Source organism: Enterobacter sp. SST3 (assembly GCF_000286655.1).
Taxonomy (GTDB): Bacteria; Pseudomonadota; Gammaproteobacteria; order Enterobacterales; family Enterobacteriaceae; genus Enterobacter; species Enterobacter roggenkampii.
This window is the reverse complement of sequence record NZ_ALNS01000039.1, coordinates 46213-65906: the sequence shown is the minus strand read 5'-3', so window position 1 is coordinate 65906 and position 19694 is coordinate 46213. Positions and strand designations below refer to the sequence as shown.

Below are 19694 nucleotides of genomic sequence, written 5' to 3'. Positions count from 1 at the left end.
GCGCTTACCCGGCCTACATTACAGACCATCCATAAGCGACTCATATGACAGCCTTCATTTCTGCCAGGGCATACTGAAACGACCCGATGATGAGCAGATGGATGCAGCATGTTAGCAGCTCAGGTCACTGATAATTCGTACAAAGGCTGGCAGGCGTCGCTTGCCCTGCAGTTTTGTCACACCCCTGAGAAAACCCTCCTGCACTCCGCTCATCACGTCGGGCCGCTTACCGTTCAGCGTCCGTTTTACCATGAAGGCGAGACCTGCCACCTTTACCTGCTGCACCCGCCGGGCGGGGTTGTGGGCGGCGATACGCTGGACATTTCCGTTCGGCTGGACGCCAAAAGCCATGCGCTTATCACCATGCCCGGCGCCAGCAAGTTTTATCGCAGCAGCGGCCCGCAGGCACGTCTGAGCCAGCACTTTTATCTCGATGAGGGATCCACGCTGGAGTGGCTACCGCAGGACACCATTATCTTCCCCGGGGCGAATGCCGCGCTGCGCTCCGTCTTCCACCTGAAGGCCTCCAGCACGCTGCTGGCGTGGGAGCTGTACTGCCTGGGACGCCCGGTAATCAATGAGACCTTCAGCCACGGCACGCTGGAGAGCCACCTTGAGGTGTGGGTGGATGACGAACCGCGTCTGATTGAGCGTCAGCACCTCAGCAACGGCGATCTTACGCCCGTTGCCGGACACCCGTGGATCGGCACACTGCTGTTCTATCCGGCCAATGAAGAACATCTCGACACGGTGCGCGCGCTGCTCGCGCCTCTGGGCCATTTTGCGGGGGCAACGCTCACCGACGAGCTGCTGTCGGTGCGTTTTCTCTCCCACGACAACCTGATTTGCCAGCGGGTGATGCGCGATATCTGGCAGTCGCTTCGCCCGCTTCTCACCACCAAAACCGCCTGTTCGCCGCGTATCTGGCAGACATAAGAGAAACGTTATGGAACTGACCCCCAGAGAAAAAGACAAGCTGTTGCTGTTTACCGCCGCGCTGGTTGCCGAACGCCGCCTTGCGCGCGGGGTAAAGCTCAATTACCCGGAATCGGTCGCGCTGATCAGCGCCTTCATCATGGAAGGCGCGCGCGATGGCGAAACCGTCGCCTCGCTGATGGAGGCGGGCCGCCACGTCCTGACGCGCGACCAGGTGATGGAGGGCGTGCCGGAGATGATCCCGGATATCCAGGTGGAAGCCACCTTCCCGGACGGATCCAAGCTCGTCACCGTCCACAACCCGATCGTCTAAGGAGCGCGTGATGATCCCAGGCGAATACCAGATCCAGCCCGGCACGATTGCGATCAACGTCGGGCGCGAAACCCAAACCGTGATTGTCGAAAACCACGGCGACAGGCCGGTCCAGGTCGGATCGCACTATCACTTTTACGAGGTCAACCCGGCGCTGAAGTTTGACCGTGAGGCGACCCGAGGCTACCGGTTAAACATCCCGGCAGGCACCGCCGTGCGCTTTGAGCCCGGCCAGAAGCGGGAAGTGACGCTGGTTCAGGTCTCGGGTGCGCAGCGCATTGTCGGCTTTCGCGGCGAGGTAATGGGCGAGGTGAAACATGGCTGAGATTTCACGCCGGGCCTATGCCGATATGTTTGGCCCCACCACCGGGGATAAGGTGCGGCTGGCCGACAGCGAGCTGTGGATTGAAGTGGAAGACGATCTCACGATCTACGGCGAAGAGGTCAAGTTCGGCGGCGGGAAGGTGATCCGCGACGGCATGGGTCAGGGGCAGATGACCGCAGACGACTGCGTGGATCTGGTGCTGACCAACGCGCTGATCGTCGATCACTGGGGGATCGTGAAAGCCGATATTGGCGTCAAGAACGGGCGGATCTTTGCCGTCGGTAAAGCCGGGAACCCGGACATCCAGCCCGGCGTGACGATCCCGATTGGCGCGGCGACGGAAGTGATTGCCGCCGAAGGGAAGATCGTTACCGCTGGCGGGATCGACACCCACATCCACTGGATCTGCCCGCAGCAGGCGGAAGAGGCGCTGGTCTCCGGCGTCACCACCATGATCGGCGGCGGCACCGGTCCGGCGGCGGGCACCAACGCCACCACCTGCACGCCGGGGCCGTGGTATATCGCCCGCATGCTGCAGGCTGCCGATACGCTGCCGGTGAATATCGGCCTGCTCGGCAAGGGGAACGGCTCCAACCCGGATGCCCTGCGCGAGCAGATTGCCGCGGGCGCCATCGGGCTGAAGATCCACGAAGACTGGGGCGCCACGCCTGCGGCGATCAACTGCTCGCTGGAGGTGGCCGAAGAGATGGACATTCAGGTGGCGCTGCACAGCGACACGCTGAACGAGTCCGGGTTTGTCGAAGATACGCTGGCCGCCATTGGCGGGCGCACCATCCACACCTTCCACACCGAAGGGGCGGGCGGTGGCCACGCGCCGGATATCATCACCGCCTGCGCGCACCCGAATATTCTGCCCTCCTCCACCAACCCGACGCTGCCCTACACGGTCAATACCATCGACGAGCATCTCGACATGCTGATGGTTTGTCATCACCTCGACCCGGATATTGCCGAGGACGTGGCGTTTGCCGAATCCCGCATTCGTCGTGAAACCATCGCCGCGGAAGACGTGCTGCACGACATCGGCGCGTTTTCGCTCACGTCGTCAGACTCGCAGGCCATGGGCCGCGTCGGGGAAGTGATTATCCGCACCTGGCAGGTCGCGCACCGCATGAAGGTTCAGCGCGGCGCGCTGCCGGAAGAGACCGGCGATAACGACAACTTCCGCGTGAAGCGCTATGTCGCCAAATACACCATTAACCCGGCGCTAACCCACGGTATCGCCCATGAAGTGGGCTCGATTGAGGCGGGCAAGCTGGCAGATCTGGTGGTCTGGTCCCCGGCGTTCTTCGGCGTCAAGCCCGCCACCATCGTCAAGGGCGGGATGATCGCCTGCGCGCCGATGGGCGACATCAACGCCTCGATCCCTACGCCGCAGCCGGTGCATTACCGTCCGATGTTTGGATCGCTGGGCGCCGCGCGCCACGCCACACGGCTGACGTTTATCTCGCAGGCCGCCAGTGCGAACGGCATCCCGCAGCAGCTCAACCTGCAGAGCGCCACCGCGGTGGTGAAAGGCTGCCGGACGGTGAAAAAGGCGGACATGATCCACAACGCCCTGCAGCCGAACATCACCGTCGACTCGCAAACCTACGAGGTGCGCGTCGACGGCGAACTGATTACCAGCGAACCGGCTGACGTTCTGCCGATGGCGCAACGCTATTTCCTGTTTTGAGGAGTAATGATGATCTATTTAACCCAACGTCTGGACCACGCGCACCCGATCACCGCCAGCGTCACGCTGCCGATTGACGTGCGGGTGAAAAGCCGCGCCCGCGTGGCGCTGAACGACGGGCGCGAAGCCGGGCTGATGCTGCCGCGCGGCCTGCTGCTGCGCGGGGGGGACCTGCTTACCACCGACGACGGCAGCGAAGTGATCGAAGTGATCGCCGCCCCGGAGTTGGTCTCCGTGGTGCGCTGCGCCGATCCGTTCCTGCTCGCCCGCGCCTGCTACCACCTGGGCAACCGCCACGTGCCGCTGCAGGTGATGCCCTGCGAGCTGCGCTATCACCACGATCACGTTCTCGACGACATGCTGCGCCAGTTTGGGCTGGAGGTGACCTACGCCAGCCTGCCGTTTGAACCAGAAGCGGGTGCTTACGCCAGCGATGCCCATAGCCATTCTCACGCCCATTCACATTAAGGATCCATCATGCGCAAGTTACTCCCCCTGTTACTGCTGGCTTTTTCCGTTCCCGCGCTCGCGCATCCCGGCCACGGTGCCGACAGCTTTCAGGCTGGTTTTTTCCATCCGCTGACCGGGCTCGATCACCTGCTGATGCTAGCGGGCGCAGGCGTGCTCTCGGCGCTGAGCGGCCGCAAGCTCCTGCTGCCGTTTGCCACCCTCGGGATGATGCTTGTCGGCGCCATCGCAGGCAGCCTGCTCGGCGGCTTTAGCGGCATGGAGATGCTGATTATCACCTCGCTGGCGGTCAGCGGCGTGATGATGTTTAAGACTGAAAACCGTCTGCTGCTCGCGGTGCCTGCCCTGGCGATGTTCCACGGCTGGGCGCACGGCGTGGAGATGTCCGGCCATAGCTTCTGGCTGTTCACCAGCGGGTTTATGTTCGCCAGCGCCACGGTGCTGTGCGCCAGCTTTGCCGCTGGGCTGCTGCTGCGCCGTCACGACGGTCTGCGTAAAACCTTTGGCGGCGGGCTGATCGTCTCCGCCCTGCTGGCGCTGATGAGCTGATGGAGCACGCCCGCCAGTGGCTGCGCCTGATGCAGCTCTCCAGCAGCAGCCTGCCGGTCGGGTCGTTTACCTGGTCGCAGGGGCTGGAGTGGGCCGTGGAGGCGGGCTGGGTCGCGAACGCCGACGCCTTTAAACGCTGGCAGATCCAGCAGATGGAGCAGAGTTTTTTCTGCGTCGATCTGCCGCTGTTTCACCGTCTCTGCCAGGCCTGCAATCGGAACGACCTGGCGACGGCCAAACGCTGGACGGCATACCTGCTCGCCTGTCGGGAAACGCGCGAGCTGCGCGAAGAAGAACGCAACCGCGGAGCGGCCTTTACGCGTCTCATCAAAAGCTGGGAGCCGGACTGCCCGGCAGAATGGCTGGCGCTGTGCAGGCAAAGCCAGCTCTGCGGCATGGCGTGGCTCGGCGTGCGCTGGGGCATTGACGTGCGCGAGCTGGCGCTGAGCCTCGGCTACAGCTGGATTGAGAGCGCGGTGATGGCGGGCGTCAAGCTGGTGCCGTTTGGGCAGCAGGCGGCGCAGCAGCTGATTATCGAGCTGAGCGACCATTTTGCCGCCGGGCTTGAACAGGCCTTTTTACGTCGCGACGACGCGCTGGGGGCAGCTACGCCGCTGTCCGCCATCGCCTCCGCGCGCCACGAAACCCAATATTCACGACTATTCCGTTCCTGAGGAGTCAACATGGCTGATTACAAACATCCCCTGCGCGTGGGCGTGGGTGGCCCGGTAGGGTCGGGCAAAACCGCGCTGCTGGAAGCGCTCTGCAAGGCAATGCGCGACACATATCACCTGGCGGTGGTGACCAACGATATCTACACCAAAGAGGATCAGCGCATCCTGACCGAGGCGGGCGCGCTGGCGCCGGAGCGCATCGTGGGCGTGGAGACCGGCGGCTGCCCGCATACCGCTATCCGCGAAGACGCCTCGATGAACCTGGCGGCGGTGGAAGCGCTCAGCGAGAAGTTCGGCAATCTGGATCTGATCTTCGTGGAAAGCGGCGGGGACAACCTGAGCGCGACCTTCAGCCCGGAGCTGGCGGATCTGACCATTTACGTGATTGACGTGGCCGAAGGGGAAAAAATTCCGCGCAAGGGCGGGCCGGGGATCACCAAGTCCGATTTTCTGGTGATCAACAAAACCGATCTCGCGCCGTACGTGGGGGCGTCGCTGGAGGTGATGGAGCGCGACACCAACCGCATGCGCGGCGAGCGTCCGTGGACCTTTACCAACCTGAAAGCGGGAGACGGTCTGGGGACGATTATTGCGTTTCTGGAAGAGAAAGGGATGCTGCGGGTATAGTGCAGGTTATTGCCGGGTGGCGGCTTCGCCTGACCCGGCCTACGGTTTTGTAGGCCCGGTAAGCGCAGCGCCACCGGGCAAAAAACTCACGCCTCAGGCAGTTCCGCCAGCGGCCAGCGCGGACGCACGGACACGCTCAGGTCAGACGTTGCGCCAGCGTTCAGGCGCACCATACCGGCGTAGGCAATCATCGCCCCGTTATCGGTACAGAATTCCGGACGGGCGTAGAACACTTCCCCACGACGCTTTTGCATCATCTCGGCGAGCTTCGCGCGCAGCGTGCGGTTGGCGCTAACGCCGCCCGCCATCACCAGACGCTTGAAGCCGGTCTGATCCAGCGCGCGCTTGCACTTGATCATCAGCGTATCCACCACCGCATCTTCAAACGCGCGGGCGATATCGGCGCGGGTCTGCTCGCTGTCGTCGTTATTGCGGATGGTGTTGGCCGCGAAGGTTTTCAGCCCGGAGAAGCTGAAGTCCAGCCCCGGACGGTCGGTCATCGGACGCGGGAAGACAAAGCGCCCTTCCGTTCCCTGCGCCGCCATTTTGGACAGCATCGGGCCGCCTGGGTAATCGAGTCCCAGCAGCTTGGCGGTTTTGTCGAACGCTTCACCGGCAGCGTCGTCGATTGACTCGCCCAGCAGCTCGTACTTGCCAATCCCCGTTACGCTGATCAGCTGGGTATGTCCACCGGAGACCAACAGCGCCACAAACGGGAATTCAGGCGGATTCTCTTCCAGCATCGGCGCCAGAAGGTGCCCTTCCATATGGTGAACCGGGATGGCTGGCACATCCCACGCGAAGGCCAGCGAACGGCCAACCGTCGCGCCAACCAGCAGCGCGCCGACCAGACCCGGCCCCGCGGTGTAGGCCACGGCATCAATATCGGTTGAACTTAACCCGGCCTCTTTCAGCGCCGCCTGAATCAGGGGAACTGTTTTACGCACGTGGTCACGAGAGGCCAGTTCAGGCACGACGCCGCCGTAGTCAGCGTGCAATTTCACCTGACTATACAGTTGGTTGGCCAGAAGCCCTTTTTCGTCGTCGTAAATGGCGATGCCGGTTTCATCGCAGGATGTTTCAATACCCAGTACACGCATGACTTGTTTTACCTCGTTTCAATACCGCGCAGTGTAGAGCCTGGGCGGGTTGATGTAAAACTTTGTTCGCCCCAGGAAGAAGGCTCGTGTATACTCCTCACCCTTATTAAAGTCCCTTTCAAAATCGCATCGGTGCTTTACAAAGCAGCAGCATTTGCAGTAAAATTCCGCACCATTTTGAAATAAGCTGGCGTTGATGCCAGCGGCAAACCGAATTTATTAAAGGTGAGAGTTACATGCCGGTAATTAAAGTACGTGAAAACGAGCCGTTCGACGTAGCACTGCGTCGCTTCAAACGTTCATGCGAGAAAGCAGGTGTTCTGGCTGAAGTTCGTCGTCGTGAGTTTTATGAAAAACCAACGACCGAACGTAAGCGCGCTAAAGCTTCCGCTGTGAAACGTCACGCGAAGAAACTGGCTCGCGAAAACGCACGCCGTACTCGTCTGTACTAATTGGTTGAGGGCCTCAGCCCTCAATTGACAGACAGAGTAGTAGTCGTAAGGCCGTGCTTCCGGAAGGAATGCGCGGCTTGTTTTCGTTTATAAGTCGCTTAAATTTTGGGGCATATGGCCGGAAGAATCCCACGCGTTTTCATCAATGACCTGCTCGCCAGAACCGACATCGTCGATCTCATCGACGCGCGGGTAAAGCTGAAGAAGCAGGGCAAGAATTACCATGCGTGCTGTCCGTTCCATAACGAAAAAACCCCCTCCTTCACCGTAAACGGTGAAAAGCAGTTTTACCATTGCTTCGGCTGTGGTGCTCACGGTAATGCCGTCGATTTTTTAATGAACTACGACAAGCTCGAGTTCGTTGAAACCGTCGAAGAGCTGGCGGCAATGCATAACCTTGAAGTGCCGTATGAAGCTGGAACAGGCCTAAGTCAGATAGAACGCCATCAACGGCAAAATCTCTATCAGTTAATGGAAGGGTTAAATGATTTTTATCAGCAATCCTTCACCCAACCCAATGCAGAGCCTGCACGTCGGTATCTAGAGCAACGCGGTTTAAGTGCCGAGATTGTTCAGCAGTTTGCTATTGGTTTTGCACCGCCAGGCTGGGACAACGCGTTAAAACGTTTCGGTGGTAATGTCGACAACAGGAAGCTGCTGCTCGACGCCGGAATGCTGGTCAACAACGACCAGGGAAGAACTTACGACCGTTTCCGCAATCGCGTGATGTTTCCGATTCGCGACAAACGGGGTCGGGTTATTGGATTCGGTGGCCGCGTTCTGGGTAACGATACGCCGAAATACCTTAACTCCCCGGAAACCGATATTTTCCATAAAGGCCGCCAGCTGTATGGCCTTTATGAAGCGCAGCAACATCAGGCTGAGCCACAGCGACTGTTGGTTGTGGAAGGATATATGGATGTTGTCGCACTGGCGCAATACGGTATTCATTATGCCGTTGCTTCGCTAGGAACATCGACCACCGCCGACCATATGCACATGTTATTCCGGGCAACAAATAACGTCATTTGTTGTTACGACGGCGACCGCGCAGGACGAGATGCTGCATGGCGTGCGCTGGAAACGGCAATGCCTTACATGACAGATGGTCGTCAGCTACGCTTTATGTTTCTGCCCGACGGTGAAGACCCGGATACGCTGGTTCGTAAAGAAGGCAAAGAGGCATTTGAAGCACGGATGGAGCAGGCTCAGCCGCTCTCAATGTTTCTGTTTAACAGTCTGTTGCCGCAGGTCGATTTAAGTTCACCAGATGGCAGTACGCAGTTGGCCGCGCTCGCGCTACCGCTTATCAGTCAGGTCCCTGGCGATGCGCACCGTATTCAACTGCGCCAGATGCTGGGTCTGAAGTTGGGCATTTTTGACGACGGTCAACTCGATCGTTTAATGCCAAAACAGGCAGAAAATGGTGTCGTACGACCCACTCAGCAGATAAAACAAACTCCTATGCGTATACTTATAGGACTGCTGGTCCAAAACCCGAATCTGGCACCGCTGGTGCCACCGCTACACGGGCTGGCGCAGAGCAAACTACCTGGACTCAGCCTGTTCAACGAGCTGGTGAGTCTTTGTGTAGCCCAGCCAGGCCTGAATACGGGTCAGCTTTTAGAGAACTATCGCGGGACAAGTGAATACTCAACACTTGAAAAACTCTCAGCCTGGAACGATATAAAGGATGAGAACGTTGAAAAAATGTTCACCGACACGCTAAACCGAATTTTTGATTCAATGCTTGAACAGCGACAGGAAGAGTTGATAGCTCGCGATCGCACGCACGGTTTAAGCAGTGAAGAACGCAGGGAGTTCTGGGAAATCAGACAAGCCCTGGAAAAAAAATAAATTTAACGGCTTAAGTGCCGAATATCGATCGGGAAGCCCCCGGCAGCCGCACTGAGAGGCAGCGGCAAAAATATAAGTACGCCCTCGCTTTAAAGGTTGGCAGCCCCATCGCCGACACCAATCAAACGAATTAAGTGTGGATACCGTCTTATGGAGCAAAACCCGCAGTCACAGCTGAAACTTCTTGTCCAACGTGGTAAGGAGCAAGGCTATCTGACCTATGCCGAGGTCAATGACCATCTGCCGGAAGATATCGTCGATTCAGATCAAATCGAAGACATCATCCAAATGATCAATGACATGGGCATTCAGGTGATGGAAGAAGCACCGGATGCCGATGATCTGTTGCTGGCTGAAACCTCCAACAACACTGACGAAGATGCGGAAGAAGCTGCTGCACAGGTACTGTCCAGCGTGGAATCTGAAATCGGGCGTACCACTGACCCGGTCCGCATGTACATGCGCGAAATGGGTACCGTTGAACTGTTGACCCGCGAAGGCGAAATTGACATCGCAAAACGCATCGAAGACGGGATCAACCAGGTTCAGTGCTCTGTTGCTGAGTACCCGGAAGCGATCACCTATCTGCTGGAGCAGTACGATCGCGTTGAAGCGGAAGAAGCGCGCCTGTCTGACCTGATCACCGGTTTTGTCGACCCGAACGCTGAAGAAGATATGGCACCTACCGCCACTCACGTCGGTTCTGAACTGTCTCAGGAAGAGATGGATGATGACGAAGACGAAGATGAGGAAGAGAGCGACGACGACAGCGCCGATGATGACAACAGCATCGACCCAGAACTGGCGCGCGAGAAGTTTGCCGAGCTGCGTACCCAGTACGAAGTGACGCGTGACACCATCAAAGCGAAAGGCCGCAGCCACGCAGCCGCTCAGGAAGAGATCCTGAAACTGTCTGAAGTGTTCAAACAGTTCCGCCTGGTGCCAAAACAGTTCGACTACCTGGTGAACAGCATGCGCGTGATGATGGATCGCGTACGTACCCAGGAACGCATTATCATGAAGCTGTGCGTTGAGCAGTGCAAAATGCCGAAGAAGAACTTCATCACCCTCTTCACCGGCAACGAAACCAGCGAAACCTGGTTCAACGCGGCTATCGCGATGAACAAGCCGTGGTCTGAAAAGCTGCACGACGTGAAAGAAGACGTGTATCGCGGCCTGCAGAAGCTGCAGCAGATTGAAGAAGAGACCGGCCTGACCATCGAGCAGGTTAAAGACATCAACCGTCGCATGTCCATCGGTGAAGCGAAAGCCCGCCGTGCGAAGAAAGAGATGGTTGAAGCGAACTTGCGTCTGGTTATCTCTATCGCCAAGAAATACACCAACCGCGGTCTGCAGTTCCTGGATCTGATTCAGGAAGGCAACATCGGTCTGATGAAAGCGGTAGACAAGTTTGAATACCGTCGTGGTTACAAGTTCTCCACCTACGCAACCTGGTGGATCCGTCAGGCTATTACCCGCTCTATCGCGGATCAGGCGCGCACCATCCGTATTCCGGTGCATATGATTGAGACCATCAACAAGCTCAACCGTATTTCCCGCCAGATGCTGCAGGAGATGGGTCGCGAGCCGACGCCGGAAGAGCTGGCCGAGCGCATGCTGATGCCGGAAGACAAGATCCGTAAAGTGCTGAAGATCGCCAAAGAGCCAATCTCCATGGAAACACCAATTGGTGATGATGAAGATTCGCATCTGGGTGATTTCATCGAGGATACCACCCTCGAGCTGCCGCTTGACTCTGCCACCACCGAGAGCCTGCGTGCCGCAACGCACGATGTTCTGGCTGGCCTGACCGCCCGTGAAGCGAAAGTCCTGCGTATGCGTTTCGGTATCGATATGAACACCGACCACACGCTGGAAGAAGTGGGTAAACAGTTCGACGTTACCCGCGAACGTATCCGTCAGATCGAAGCGAAGGCGCTGCGTAAGCTGCGTCACCCAAGCCGCTCTGAAGTGCTGCGTAGCTTCCTGGACGACTAATCTGTTCTGACAGTGAAAAAGCTCCCCTCGGGGAGCTTTTTTTATTGCCTCGACCTGTGGGAAAGGGTCAGGGTGAGGGCATCAGGCCGTAGAGGTCCCTAAAGCCCCCGCACCATCAGCGCCTCATCCAGCTCCCTGTAGGCCTCCACCAGCTTGTCCAGCGTCGCCCTGTTGAGCCCGCTCGGGTTCGGCAACACCCACACCTGCGTAACGCCAATCATGATGCTCTGCTTACCCCACTTAGCCCCACGCTGGCTGAATGCCTGCTCGTAGGCCTGCTTGCCGAGGATCGCCAGCGCGGCCGGCTGGTAGTCTTCAATCTTCTTCACCAGCTCCCGCCCGCCGCTGCGCAGTTCATGCAGGTTGACCTCGCTTGCCTGTACCGTCGGCCGCTCGACCAGCATTGTAATTCCGCAGCGCGTGTCCAGCAGATGCTGCTCCTCTTCGGGCTTGAGTAACCTGTCGGTAAACCCGGCCTGGTAGATCACCTTCCAGAAGCGATTGCCCGGATGGGCAAAGTGAAAACCGGTGTGCGCCGAGGACTTGCCCGGGTTGATTCCGCAGAACACCACCCGCAGGCCAGGGGCCAGAATGTCGTTGATCATCTTTACTCCCGCTGATACATCGTTATGGAAGTATAAAGGATTGATAATGCGTTGTTTATAAAAACAGCAGGCAGGTGTGAATGGCTGGATTGCTGCGGGGAGTTACTTTATAATTCACCGCCACGGCCCCTTAGCTCAGTGGTTAGAGCAGGCGACTCATAATCGCTTGGTCGCTGGTTCAAGTCCAGCAGGGGCCACCAAATTTTCCCTTTAGTATCAGCAATATATCCATCGCAAATCCTTGTAAAACTAGCTATTCTCTTCCGTTGTGTCGCAAAAGTGTCGCACGACTTAGCCACTGCGAGCCAACGCACCAACATTTCAAACGACGAGTTAGAGGAAAATGGAAAGAAAAATTCCGCAGCCTTTAGTGTCAGTTGTAGCCGATCACATATCATCCGTAGAAACCCACGCTAGTTTAGATAGTCTTTTTTTCTATGCCGATGCTCCGGGAGATGCTCCCGAAGGTTCAAAGCATGTAAAAGCTTTAGAATGGTTACGTAGAATTAATAAAGTATGCGAAGACCCTTTATCGGTACTCGGCAAGTTGATCGAGGGATACATGGAGAGTGAGGAATCTTACGCTACACCATCGCCGTTCAGCTTTCTTGCAGATAACAAAAACGAGCCAACCTTCAAAGAAAACGTAAATAAAATGTTGGCTAAATACGGTTTTTCTTACATGACAGGCGGCTTTATTGCTTCTGGTGGATCGAAGCCATCGCTATCATTGCAAGAGGCAATTGTAGGTAGAAACATGCCCGCGATTGAAATGGAATTCAATCGAGCCCTGGAGCACATTCAAAAAGAGCCAAAAGAATCAGTTTCGGCTGCATGTAACATTCTTGAATCTGTATGCAAAATTTATATTACAGACGAAGGTTTACAAATGCCCGCCAAACAAGACCTTCAGAGCGTCTGGAAGGTAGTGAAAGATAGTTTAGGTATGAATCCACAAGTCATTGAGGATAATGATCTGCGCAGAATCCTCACAGGATTGTTCTCTATAGTAGATGGTATTGGCGCTTTTCGTACACATGCCAGCACAGCACACGGCGCAGGAAGAAAGTCCTATAAGGTTCTGCCTCGCCATGCAAGGCTTGCAATTAACTCAGCTCATACGCTTGTTTTGTATATTCTTGAGTCATGGGACGAGAGGAAAAACAAAGAATAGATTTCAGTTTTTATATAACAGATTACTGTCCACAAACCCGCACCCTACTTGGTTTCGCGGGTTTCTATTTCCCTCCTCGCACCAACATAACTTGATCCATTCAACTCACAAAAATCAAAAAATATTCATATTTTTCTGAATGTTAAGCTCACAATCAGATCCTGTTAAGATCCACTAAACTGAAAAATACTGAAATTCTTTTCACTCTTTTCAGTTTCGGTTTTCCACAAAGCCGCCAGCACTGGCGCGGTCTGGCGGTCTGGTTTGAAGAAAAATAAAACTGAAAAATTTTTATGATCCAAAAACCGCAGGCGGGTGCGGTAATGTTTGGGGCGCACTCACGCCGGTTGCAGCTAGTGGAGCAAACTGCATAAACCACAACAATTAAAATGATATTATGTTCTGCGCCCGGCGTGTCCATCATCACATTTTAGAGATTCATGCTGTGAACTGTTATTTGTGACGAGCGCCAGAACCTTAGCAAAACTTAACATTTCAAATTGCGAATTCGTAATTTTGACGGATCCGCGTGTCGGTTTCGTTTTTTAACGGTAATTTTCTGCGAATTCGCAGATCGTATGTGGGGGATTCTGGCTGTAATTTTTGCAGGGAAGTTCTTCCCTGACAATATCAACCGGATCTCCCCCTCGCCCCAGCCATTAACCTGCATGGGTAATACCCAGCGGGCAATCACAATGTACTTTTGATCCATGAACCGCTACGGGTACGCCGTGAAACTTACACGCGGCTCATCGAGTCATTGACACGACCGCAGGGGATTTTTAAATAAATAATTATCTATCGACTAAATTTCCCCTTGCCCCAGCCCTCGCCACGGGCCGTTAAGTCGATTGACGGCGCGGCAGCTATTCCCTCAGCATCATAAAAAAATGCGGACGTTGTAAAGCTGTACACGGTGCCATAAACAGTAAATGAGATATTGTTGCCTATGCCGTCAACTTTCGCACGGGCGGTGTTCGCGGTAAGCGTTGGGGCGATATGTTGTTTTTCGAGAGCCGCCAGCGGATCGCCGTCAATCTTGCTTGCTAAAAAATAACGATATACTTCCCCTGTGGTCATGTTCGAGCCGTCATATTCAGTTATATATAACCACGTACGGGGCGTGAGTTGGCGAACCTCATAAAGTTTGTCACTCACCGTTAAGCGCTGGATATGCTGAAAATAACAGTATCCCGCAATCACGATAGCCATGGTGAATGTAGCCACCCAATGCAACGCCTTAAACGCCTTAATAGTGGTGCTGCTTAACATAGTCTATGCCTTGCTTTATCCAAAATTGGTCCATCGGATCATCACCAAACGGCGGGGCTCCCGTAAAATTGCCCCATTCCGGCCTTGATGTGCCGGCCTTCCACTGCGCCGCGCCAGCGGCAATAAGCAAAATCTTTTCAGGGATGCACGCTGCATAACCCACAGCGCCGTAATGAAAATTTCCGAAGTCAGCGTAAGCCCGTTTTTGTTGTTTGTAATCCCACGGTCCGCCGTTCCTTACTCGCTCATAAAACCACGTATACGTAAGCGGGGTGGCCATGTCCTGAACTCCGTGACGCGCCCGCGCAAGCCTGATGTGTTCGCGCAATATCTCCAGCCCGCGGGGCGGGTAAATCGGTATACATGCCATCGTTATTCCCTTTTACCTGGCAAAACCAGCAACATAAGAGCAACAGCACGGCGCGATACTGTTTGAGATCAATCTATTAATTTTATTTGCAACATCAATAAGTAACCCGATTAAATAACACGAATCTATAACACAATTTGTATCACCTGCGATCGGTTTTTAGCCGTTAATGAGGGTTTATTCTCTTTACATAAAATGGAGTTTTAAAAATGGCTATTCCTGCTTACCTGTGGCTTAGAGACGATGGCGGCAACCCGATTTATGGATCTGTGGATGTTCAAAACCGCGAGGGAAGCATTGAGGTGCTTTCTTTTAGTCACGGCCTGTTAGTTCCTACCGATAACAACACGGGCAAAATCACCGGTACACGCTTACATGCGCCGCTCGTAATAGAAAAGGAGTTTGATAGCTCCAGCCCATATCTTTATAAGGCCGTAGCTACCGGGCAGACGCTGAAAAGCGCGGAAATTGAGTGGTATAAAATCAACGATGCGGGGCAAGAGGTAGAGTATTTCAACATGCTGTTGGAAAACGTCCGGATAGTCAGCATTAACCCCGTTATGCATAACTGCAAAGAGCCAGGTTTACAGATGCATAATCATAATGAGGGCGTACAGCTGCGCTATGAGCGGATCACCTGGAAGTATTGCGATGGGAACGTCCAATATTCAGACGCGTGGAACGAGCGTGTAACAGCGTAAAAAAAAGGGCGGTTAATCCGCCCTATATTGTTTTTAGTGCCAATTCTTTCGCACCTTGGGTTTGCCAGCACGTAGCCTCCCTCGATGGCAATACCTCGCGCGATCACCCGGTGCCGGCTCTCCGCACTTCTTACACGTTCGGGGTATTTTAATCATGCTTAATGCTGTTAAGCATTCTCTGGCAGTTACCGCCTCTGTTTTTTGCTGCACCCTATGCAAGCACATACGTAATCAATCACACATAGTCCGGCGTGCCGCTCACCCTCACAAACCCTAAAAACTAAAGAAATCCCCCATCGCGCCGATCATCATCCGTGTGTATTATTTCCTGTAGCTTTTACAACAACTAACCTTAACTCAAATACTTAAGCGCCAAAGCGAAAGGCATCATGAGCACACCGATCAAACGGCTAGAAATCATTAAAAATGCCATTGAACTGGAAGATGACGACATCATCCAGAGCCAGCTGACACGCCTGAAAAATGAAGCGTTTGACGATGAGCTGCAGGCAATCGTCGTGGCGCTTGAGGAGAAGAACTATACCGCGGCCATGGCGGCCATTACCGCCTGGCTGCAGGGCCAGCGCGCCGTGACGCCGTGGCGCGATCCGCAGGTGGCGGCCAGCAAGCTGGAGCTGAAGGCGCTGGAAGAGCGTCTGCGCGATCTGATTGACCGCCGCAACGCGCGGATGCAGCAGCTTGATGAGTTCAACGATCTCTATTTCTCCCGCCTCGGGCCGCTGATGCAGCAGATCCTCGCCCTGCGTAAAACGCTGGCGGAGCTGAACCTGCGTCGTCAGCAGGCGGAAGCGCGTCGTCGCGAGGAGGATTACCGTCGCTGCCAGCACTATATGGCGCAGGCGGTAGAGGTGCTGGCGACGCTCACCCAGCGCTGGCGCGATCTCCCGGCGGACTCCGTGCAGGCCGCCGAGGCGCGTAAGCATCTGGAGCAGCAAAGCAATCTGATTGCCAACCTGCTGGCCGAAGCGCTGGAGCTGGAGAGCGGCTTAACGCGCGAGGAGGAGCCTGCGCGTCAGGCGCGCGACGAGGCCAACGAAGAGTACGAGAAGTATCGCGAACAGCATCACGATGCCGAAGTGCGGCTGCGCAAAGGTAAGCATCTTTCACAAGAGGACCAGAACGAACTCAAGCGTCTCTGGCGGCAGGCGAGCAAGCTCTGCCACCCGGATCTGGTGGCGGACGATCTGAAAGAAGAAGCCAACAACATGATGGTACAGCTTAACCAGGCGAAGCAGCGCGGCGATGTGAAAGCCATTCGTTCGCTGGTGGCCCGCCTGCAGCAGGGCTTCGAACCATTGATGGCAAGCGACAGGCTGAACGATCTGGAACGTATCCGCAAAAAAATGGCGCAGGTTCGCGAGCAAATCGACATTTTAGTGAACGAGCTGGCGGAGCTGGAGAAAGAGGAGTCCTGGCTGCTGGTCTCGTCGTTGAGCAATATGGAAGCGTACTTTGCTCAGCAGGAGAAAGCGCTGCACGAGGTCCGCGCCTCGCTCGAACATCAGGTGAGCGAAGCGCAGCTGGATTCAGCAGCCTGATTATTTGGCGTGCCAGTATGCGCTGGCACGCACCAGCTGTGGGTCAATCGCGTCGGTTTCAAACTGACGGTTCAGGCGTTTCACCACCTTCCCTTCCCCGGTCAGCCAGATAAAGTAATCGTCCTCCGGAACGCTCAGCGCCGCCAGATGGTCAGCGACTGCCTGCTCGCTGTGGCCCACCACCCACGTGATGTTGAACGCGCTCAGGTGCGCCAGATAGTCCTGGTACGATTCATCCCCAACCGTCACGACCGCGTGTATGTCCGGGCGAACCGGCAGTTGAGCAATGCTCTCTAAGCGTCGGCGCAGCGCGGGCATGCCGGATTCATCGCACACGTACAGCTGCCAGGCGTAATCCTCCGGCACCACCAGCGAACCGCGCGGGCCGCCGATGGTCAGCTTGTCTCCCGCTTTCGCCTCAACCGCCCAGCTGCTGGCAATGCCGCCGTCATGAATGAAGAAATCGAGAACCAGCTCATGATTTGCCTCATCGTATAGCGGCGTATAGTCGCGCGCCTGCGGACGCACGCCGTCGCCCCAGTCGATGCCTTCATCGGTGACCACCGGCGGCGTAAACGTCGTCCCGGGTGCCGGGAAAAAGACTTTGGTATGGTCGTCGAAACCGCGGGAGCTAAAGCCCTCCAGCGCCTCGCCGCCTAAAACAATGCGCTGGAAACCCGCGCTGGCGCGCTCAACGCGGAGCACCGTCAGCTCGCGAAAACGCAGGTCATTACGAACACGCTGTGGATAACGAGTAGATGCCATTTTTAGACCCTTTTCTGGTGAATACGATATATCTAAATCAATTTTCAAATGATAATGATTACTAATAAGGAAAAATGCAAGATCTTTTAGATTGCATCTGAATATATCTTAGATATAGTTTAGATATATCAAAAAAAGGGAATACTATGCGACACGAACACGAGGGCGGCGGACGTCGGCCGCGCTTTTTCGGCCACGGCGATTTGCGGCTGGTGATTCTGGATATCCTGACCCGCAACGCGAGCCACGGCTATGAGCTGATTAAAGAGATCGAGAACCTGACCCAGGGGAACTACACCCCGAGCCCGGGCGTCATCTATCCAACCCTGGATTATTTGCAGGATCAGGCGTTTATCACCATTACAGAAGAAGAGAACGGGCGTAAGCGCATTGCGATTACCGCTGAAGGACAACGCTGGCTGGACGAAAACCGGGAACAGCTGGAACAGATCCAGGTGCGTATCAAAGCGCGCAGCGTCGGCTTTCAGCTGCGCAAAAACCCACAGATGAAGCGGGCGCTGGATAACTTTAAGGCGGTATTAGACCTGAAGGTGAATCAGGGAGAGCTCAGCGACGCGCAGCTTAAGCAGATTATCGGCGTGATTGACCGCGCGGCGCTGGAGATCTCCCAGCTGGATTAAGCCGGTGCGTGCTCGCTCACGCGGAAGACGCGTACCAGCTCTTTCAGGTGCATCGCCTGTTCGTTAAGCGATGCCGCCGCCGCGACGGATTCCTCCACCAGCGCGGAGTTTTGCTGGGTAGTGGCATCAATCAGGCCAATCGCGCTGTTGATCTGCGAGATCCCCTCCGTCTGCTCATGGCTGGCCTGACGGATCTCGCGCAGGATCGCATCCATCTCCTCCACGTTGCCAACCATGCCGTTGATCAGCCCACTCGCTTTTTCGACCAGATTCATCCCGTCCTGGGTCTGGCTGGTGGAGCTCTCAATCAGCTCGCGGATTTCGCTGGCAGACGACGCGCTCTTCTGAGCAAGCTGGCGCACCTCTCCTGCCACCACCGCAAAGCCGCGGCCGTGCTCACCGGCGCGCGCCGCTTCCACCGCCGCGTTCAGCGCCAGAATGTTGGTCTGGAACGCAATAGCGTCGATCAGGTCGATAATGTCGGACATCCGGTTGGAGGTCTCGTTAATCAGGCGCATTTTGCTGGTCACCTGCTTCATCATCTCACCGTTGTTTTTGACCACCGTGGCGGCATCGGCAGAAAGGTTGGTCGCTTCACCGGTATGCGAGGCGGTATTTTTCACCGTCGCGGTGATCTGCTCCATCGAGGCGGCAGTCTGTTCAACGGAGCTGGCCTGCTCTTCCGTGCGTGCGGCCAGATCTTGGTTCCCGGCGACAATCTGCGCGGCTGCGCTGGAGATATTCTCCGAGCCGGTCTGCACCTGCTGCACAATGTCCAGCAGACGCGTCTTCATCTCCATCAGCGCATGCAGCAGCAGGCCCGTTTCGTCTTTGCCGTGCGGCGTGATGCTGCCCGTCAGATCGCCCTCTGAAATCGCTTTTGCGAAACTCACCGCCTCACCGAGCGGGCGGGTGATGGCGCGCACGATAAACCAGCCAATCAGGCTGCCTGCCCCAACGCTAAAGAGCGTGAGGAGGATCAGCAGCAGACGGTTAGACCTGAAATCTCCTTCCACCTGCGTGCCCGCACGCTGCATTTCGCTGTTCTGAATGGCGATCAGCTCCTTCACCTTCGCTTTATAAGCCTGCTGCACGGCGAGGGTGGTAGTCATCATTTCCTGTATGGCGCCCGCACGGTTGTTGTTCTGCACCGCCTGCAGAATGCGGTAGCGTGAATCCAGGTACTGCTGGCGCACGCTGCGGATATCCGCCAGCACCTGCTGAGACTTTTGATCCTGCAACGCGGTGTTCAGCTCGCCCAGGATCACCGTGATATGCTCGCTGATCTCTTTCAGGCGCTGCTGAGATTGCCCCGTGTAGGTACCCTGCTCGTCCAGCAGCATCAGCTGTTGAGTGCTAATAAATTCCTGGAAGTTATCAATTAACTGGTTCGCTTTTACCGTGGTCGGATAGTCATGGGTAACAATGGACTGCATCCCATTATTTGCCCGGTTCAGGCTCAGCAAAGACACACTTGCGCTGATCGCCATCAGGACAATAAAGAACCCAAACGCCAGAAATAATTTTGTGCCGATCTTTACGTCATGAAAGAACATATTTTCTCCATCGATGTGATTATTTCTCAGACGATCGCTGTTATCGGTAACGATTT

At 55.8% G+C, this 19694-nt stretch carries 21 protein-coding genes and 1 tRNA gene; 16 read left to right on the top strand and 6 right to left on the bottom strand.

All coding sequences use genetic code 11. The features are described 5' to 3' along the window. Positions 1 to 108: 108 nt before the first annotated feature. The 8 genes from B498_RS01830 to ureG are packed head-to-tail and all read left to right on the top strand — an operon-like array spanning position 109 to position 5588. The gene (locus tag B498_RS01830; protein WP_008503193.1) at positions 109 to 936 is read left to right on the top strand and encodes an urease accessory protein UreD; all 828 of its coding nucleotides are present in this window, start codon (positions 109 to 111) and stop codon (positions 934 to 936) included. Positions 937 to 946: 10 nt separating this feature from the next. Then, a complete protein-coding gene (locus B498_RS01835) occupies positions 947 to 1249 on the top strand; it encodes an urease subunit gamma (protein WP_003862556.1) in 303 nt (100 codons plus the stop codon). A 10-nt stretch (positions 1250 to 1259) separates the two neighbouring features. Further along, complete coding sequence (locus B498_RS01840; protein ID WP_008503192.1) at positions 1260 to 1574, top strand: urease subunit beta; 315 nt, start codon at positions 1260 to 1262, stop codon at positions 1572 to 1574. Then, positions 1567 to 3270: an urease subunit alpha gene (gene ureC, locus B498_RS01845; protein ID WP_008503191.1), complete on the top strand. Its 1704-nt coding sequence runs from the start codon at positions 1567 to 1569 to the stop codon at positions 3268 to 3270. The genes B498_RS01840 and ureC overlap by 8 nt, the downstream gene beginning before the upstream one ends. Positions 3271 to 3279: 9 nt before the next feature. Next, the gene (gene ureE, locus B498_RS01850; protein WP_008503190.1) at positions 3280 to 3738 is read left to right on the top strand and encodes an urease accessory protein UreE; all 459 of its coding nucleotides are present in this window, start codon (positions 3280 to 3282) and stop codon (positions 3736 to 3738) included. 9 nt (positions 3739 to 3747) lie between these two features. Continuing rightward, the gene (locus B498_RS01855) at positions 3748 to 4287 is read left to right on the top strand and encodes a HupE/UreJ family protein (protein ID WP_008503189.1); all 540 of its coding nucleotides are present in this window, start codon (positions 3748 to 3750) and stop codon (positions 4285 to 4287) included. Next, positions 4287 to 4961 (top strand): urease accessory protein UreF, encoded by a 675-nt coding sequence (locus tag B498_RS01860; RefSeq protein ID WP_008503188.1) that lies wholly within the window; start codon positions 4287 to 4289, stop codon positions 4959 to 4961. The genes B498_RS01855 and B498_RS01860 overlap by 1 nt, the downstream gene beginning before the upstream one ends. Before the next feature lie 9 nt (positions 4962 to 4970). Next, entirely contained in the window at positions 4971 to 5588 is a 618-nt protein-coding gene (gene ureG / locus B498_RS01865) for an urease accessory protein UreG (RefSeq protein WP_008503187.1), read from the top strand. Between the two features lie 86 nt (positions 5589 to 5674). Here the strand turns inward: ureG and tsaD are convergent, their stop codons facing one another. Further along, positions 5675 to 6688, bottom strand: coding sequence for a tRNA (adenosine(37)-N6)-threonylcarbamoyltransferase complex transferase subunit TsaD (gene tsaD / locus B498_RS01870; protein ID WP_008503186.1), 1014 nt, complete (start codon positions 6686 to 6688; stop codon positions 5675 to 5677). Positions 6689 to 6924: 236 nt separating this feature from the next. Between tsaD and rpsU the strand changes: the two genes are divergently transcribed. The 3 genes from rpsU (at position 6925) to rpoD (ending at position 10995) form a co-directional block, all read left to right on the top strand. After that, the gene (gene rpsU / locus B498_RS01875; protein ID WP_001144069.1) at positions 6925 to 7140 is read left to right on the top strand and encodes a 30S ribosomal protein S21; all 216 of its coding nucleotides are present in this window, start codon (positions 6925 to 6927) and stop codon (positions 7138 to 7140) included. A 114-nt stretch (positions 7141 to 7254) separates the two neighbouring features. Then, positions 7255 to 8997: a DNA primase gene (gene dnaG / locus B498_RS01880; RefSeq protein WP_008503185.1), complete on the top strand. Its 1743-nt coding sequence runs from the start codon at positions 7255 to 7257 to the stop codon at positions 8995 to 8997. A 150-nt stretch (positions 8998 to 9147) separates the two neighbouring features. Beyond that, a complete protein-coding gene (gene rpoD / locus B498_RS01885) occupies positions 9148 to 10995 on the top strand; it encodes an RNA polymerase sigma factor RpoD (protein WP_008503184.1) in 1848 nt (615 codons plus the stop codon). Between the two features lie 98 nt (positions 10996 to 11093). On the opposite strand, the gene mug is transcribed toward rpoD, so the two are convergent. Beyond that, positions 11094 to 11600 (bottom strand): G/U mismatch-specific DNA glycosylase, encoded by a 507-nt coding sequence (gene mug, locus B498_RS01890; protein ID WP_008503183.1) that lies wholly within the window; start codon positions 11598 to 11600, stop codon positions 11094 to 11096. Positions 11601 to 11724: 124 nt separating this feature from the next. On the opposite strand from mug, the gene B498_RS01895 reads away from it, so the two are divergent. Together B498_RS01895 and B498_RS01900 are read left to right on the top strand one after the other, a co-directional pair. Further along, positions 11725 to 11800, top strand: a tRNA-Ile gene (locus B498_RS01895). A gap of 143 nt (positions 11801 to 11943) precedes the next feature. Further along, the gene (locus tag B498_RS01900) at positions 11944 to 12774 is read left to right on the top strand and encodes an abortive infection family protein (RefSeq protein ID WP_008503182.1); all 831 of its coding nucleotides are present in this window, start codon (positions 11944 to 11946) and stop codon (positions 12772 to 12774) included. Positions 12775 to 13572: 798 nt separating this feature from the next. Here the strand turns inward: B498_RS01900 and B498_RS01905 are convergent. Beyond that, entirely contained in the window at positions 13573 to 14046 is a 474-nt protein-coding gene (locus B498_RS01905; protein WP_008503181.1) for a hypothetical protein, read from the bottom strand. After that, complete coding sequence (locus B498_RS0121735; RefSeq protein WP_008503179.1) at positions 14024 to 14326, bottom strand: polymorphic toxin type 44 domain-containing protein; 303 nt, start codon at positions 14324 to 14326, stop codon at positions 14024 to 14026. Before B498_RS0121735 ends, B498_RS01905 begins: the two co-directional genes overlap by 23 nt. Positions 14327 to 14625: 299 nt before the next feature. On the opposite strand from B498_RS0121735, the gene B498_RS01910 reads away from it, so the two are divergent. Both B498_RS01910 and B498_RS01915 read left to right on the top strand, forming a co-directional pair. Next, on the top strand, positions 14626 to 15117 hold the full coding sequence (locus B498_RS01910; RefSeq protein ID WP_008503178.1) for an Hcp family type VI secretion system effector: 492 nt from the start codon (positions 14626 to 14628) through the stop codon (positions 15115 to 15117). 389 nt (positions 15118 to 15506) lie between these two features. Further along, positions 15507 to 16676 carry a DNA repair ATPase gene (locus B498_RS01915; RefSeq protein ID WP_008503177.1) on the top strand — a complete coding sequence of 390 codons (1170 nt, stop codon included), beginning with the start codon at positions 15507 to 15509 and terminating at the stop codon, positions 16674 to 16676. On the opposite strand, the gene B498_RS01920 is transcribed toward B498_RS01915, so the two are convergent. Then, entirely contained in the window at positions 16677 to 17441 is a 765-nt protein-coding gene (locus B498_RS01920; protein ID WP_008503176.1) for a siderophore-interacting protein, read from the bottom strand. 146 nt (positions 17442 to 17587) lie between these two features. Here B498_RS01920 and B498_RS01925 point away from each other — a divergent pair, with 146 nt between their 5' ends. Continuing rightward, complete coding sequence (locus tag B498_RS01925; RefSeq protein WP_008503175.1) at positions 17588 to 18082, top strand: PadR family transcriptional regulator; 495 nt, start codon at positions 17588 to 17590, stop codon at positions 18080 to 18082. On the opposite strand, the gene B498_RS01930 is transcribed toward B498_RS01925, so the two are convergent. After that, on the bottom strand, positions 18079 to 19638 hold the full coding sequence (locus B498_RS01930; protein WP_008503174.1) for a methyl-accepting chemotaxis protein: 1560 nt from the start codon (positions 19636 to 19638) through the stop codon (positions 18079 to 18081). The two genes, B498_RS01925 and B498_RS01930, sit on opposite strands and share 4 nt — an antisense overlap. Between the last annotated feature and the right edge of the window lie 56 nt (positions 19639 to 19694).

Bases quoted from the DNA above. Each gene is read 5' to 3' on its own strand.
- B498_RS01830 (WP_008503193.1), top strand. From the start codon at position 109: ATGTTAGCAGCTCAGGTCACTGATAATTCGTACAAAGGCTGGCAGGCG.
- B498_RS01835 (WP_003862556.1), top strand. From the start codon at position 947: ATGGAACTGACCCCCAGAGAAAAAGACAAGCTGTTGCTGTTTACCGCC.
- B498_RS01840 (WP_008503192.1), top strand. From the start codon at position 1,260: ATGATCCCAGGCGAATACCAGATCCAGCCCGGCACGATTGCGATCAAC.
- ureC (WP_008503191.1), top strand. From the start codon at position 1,567: ATGGCTGAGATTTCACGCCGGGCCTATGCCGATATGTTTGGCCCCACC.
- ureE (WP_008503190.1), top strand. From the start codon at position 3,280: ATGATCTATTTAACCCAACGTCTGGACCACGCGCACCCGATCACCGCC.
- B498_RS01855 (WP_008503189.1), top strand. From the start codon at position 3,748: ATGCGCAAGTTACTCCCCCTGTTACTGCTGGCTTTTTCCGTTCCCGCG.
- B498_RS01860 (WP_008503188.1), top strand. From the start codon at position 4,287: ATGGAGCACGCCCGCCAGTGGCTGCGCCTGATGCAGCTCTCCAGCAGC.
- ureG (WP_008503187.1), top strand. From the start codon at position 4,971: ATGGCTGATTACAAACATCCCCTGCGCGTGGGCGTGGGTGGCCCGGTA.
- tsaD (WP_008503186.1), bottom strand. From the start codon at position 6,688: ATGCGTGTACTGGGTATTGAAACATCCTGCGATGAAACCGGCATCGCC.
- rpsU (WP_001144069.1), top strand. From the start codon at position 6,925: ATGCCGGTAATTAAAGTACGTGAAAACGAGCCGTTCGACGTAGCACTG.
- dnaG (WP_008503185.1), top strand. From the start codon at position 7,255: ATGGCCGGAAGAATCCCACGCGTTTTCATCAATGACCTGCTCGCCAGA.
- rpoD (WP_008503184.1), top strand. From the start codon at position 9,148: ATGGAGCAAAACCCGCAGTCACAGCTGAAACTTCTTGTCCAACGTGGT.
- mug (WP_008503183.1), bottom strand. From the start codon at position 11,600: ATGATCAACGACATTCTGGCCCCTGGCCTGCGGGTGGTGTTCTGCGGA.
- B498_RS01900 (WP_008503182.1), top strand. From the start codon at position 11,944: ATGGAAAGAAAAATTCCGCAGCCTTTAGTGTCAGTTGTAGCCGATCAC.
- B498_RS01905 (WP_008503181.1), bottom strand. From the start codon at position 14,046: ATGTTAAGCAGCACCACTATTAAGGCGTTTAAGGCGTTGCATTGGGTG.
- B498_RS0121735 (WP_008503179.1), bottom strand. From the start codon at position 14,326: ATGGCCACCCCGCTTACGTATACGTGGTTTTATGAGCGAGTAAGGAAC.
- B498_RS01910 (WP_008503178.1), top strand. From the start codon at position 14,626: ATGGCTATTCCTGCTTACCTGTGGCTTAGAGACGATGGCGGCAACCCG.
- B498_RS01915 (WP_008503177.1), top strand. From the start codon at position 15,507: ATGAGCACACCGATCAAACGGCTAGAAATCATTAAAAATGCCATTGAA.
- B498_RS01920 (WP_008503176.1), bottom strand. From the start codon at position 17,441: ATGGCATCTACTCGTTATCCACAGCGTGTTCGTAATGACCTGCGTTTT.
- B498_RS01925 (WP_008503175.1), top strand. From the start codon at position 17,588: ATGCGACACGAACACGAGGGCGGCGGACGTCGGCCGCGCTTTTTCGGC.
- B498_RS01930 (WP_008503174.1), bottom strand. From the start codon at position 19,638: ATGTTCTTTCATGACGTAAAGATCGGCACAAAATTATTTCTGGCGTTT.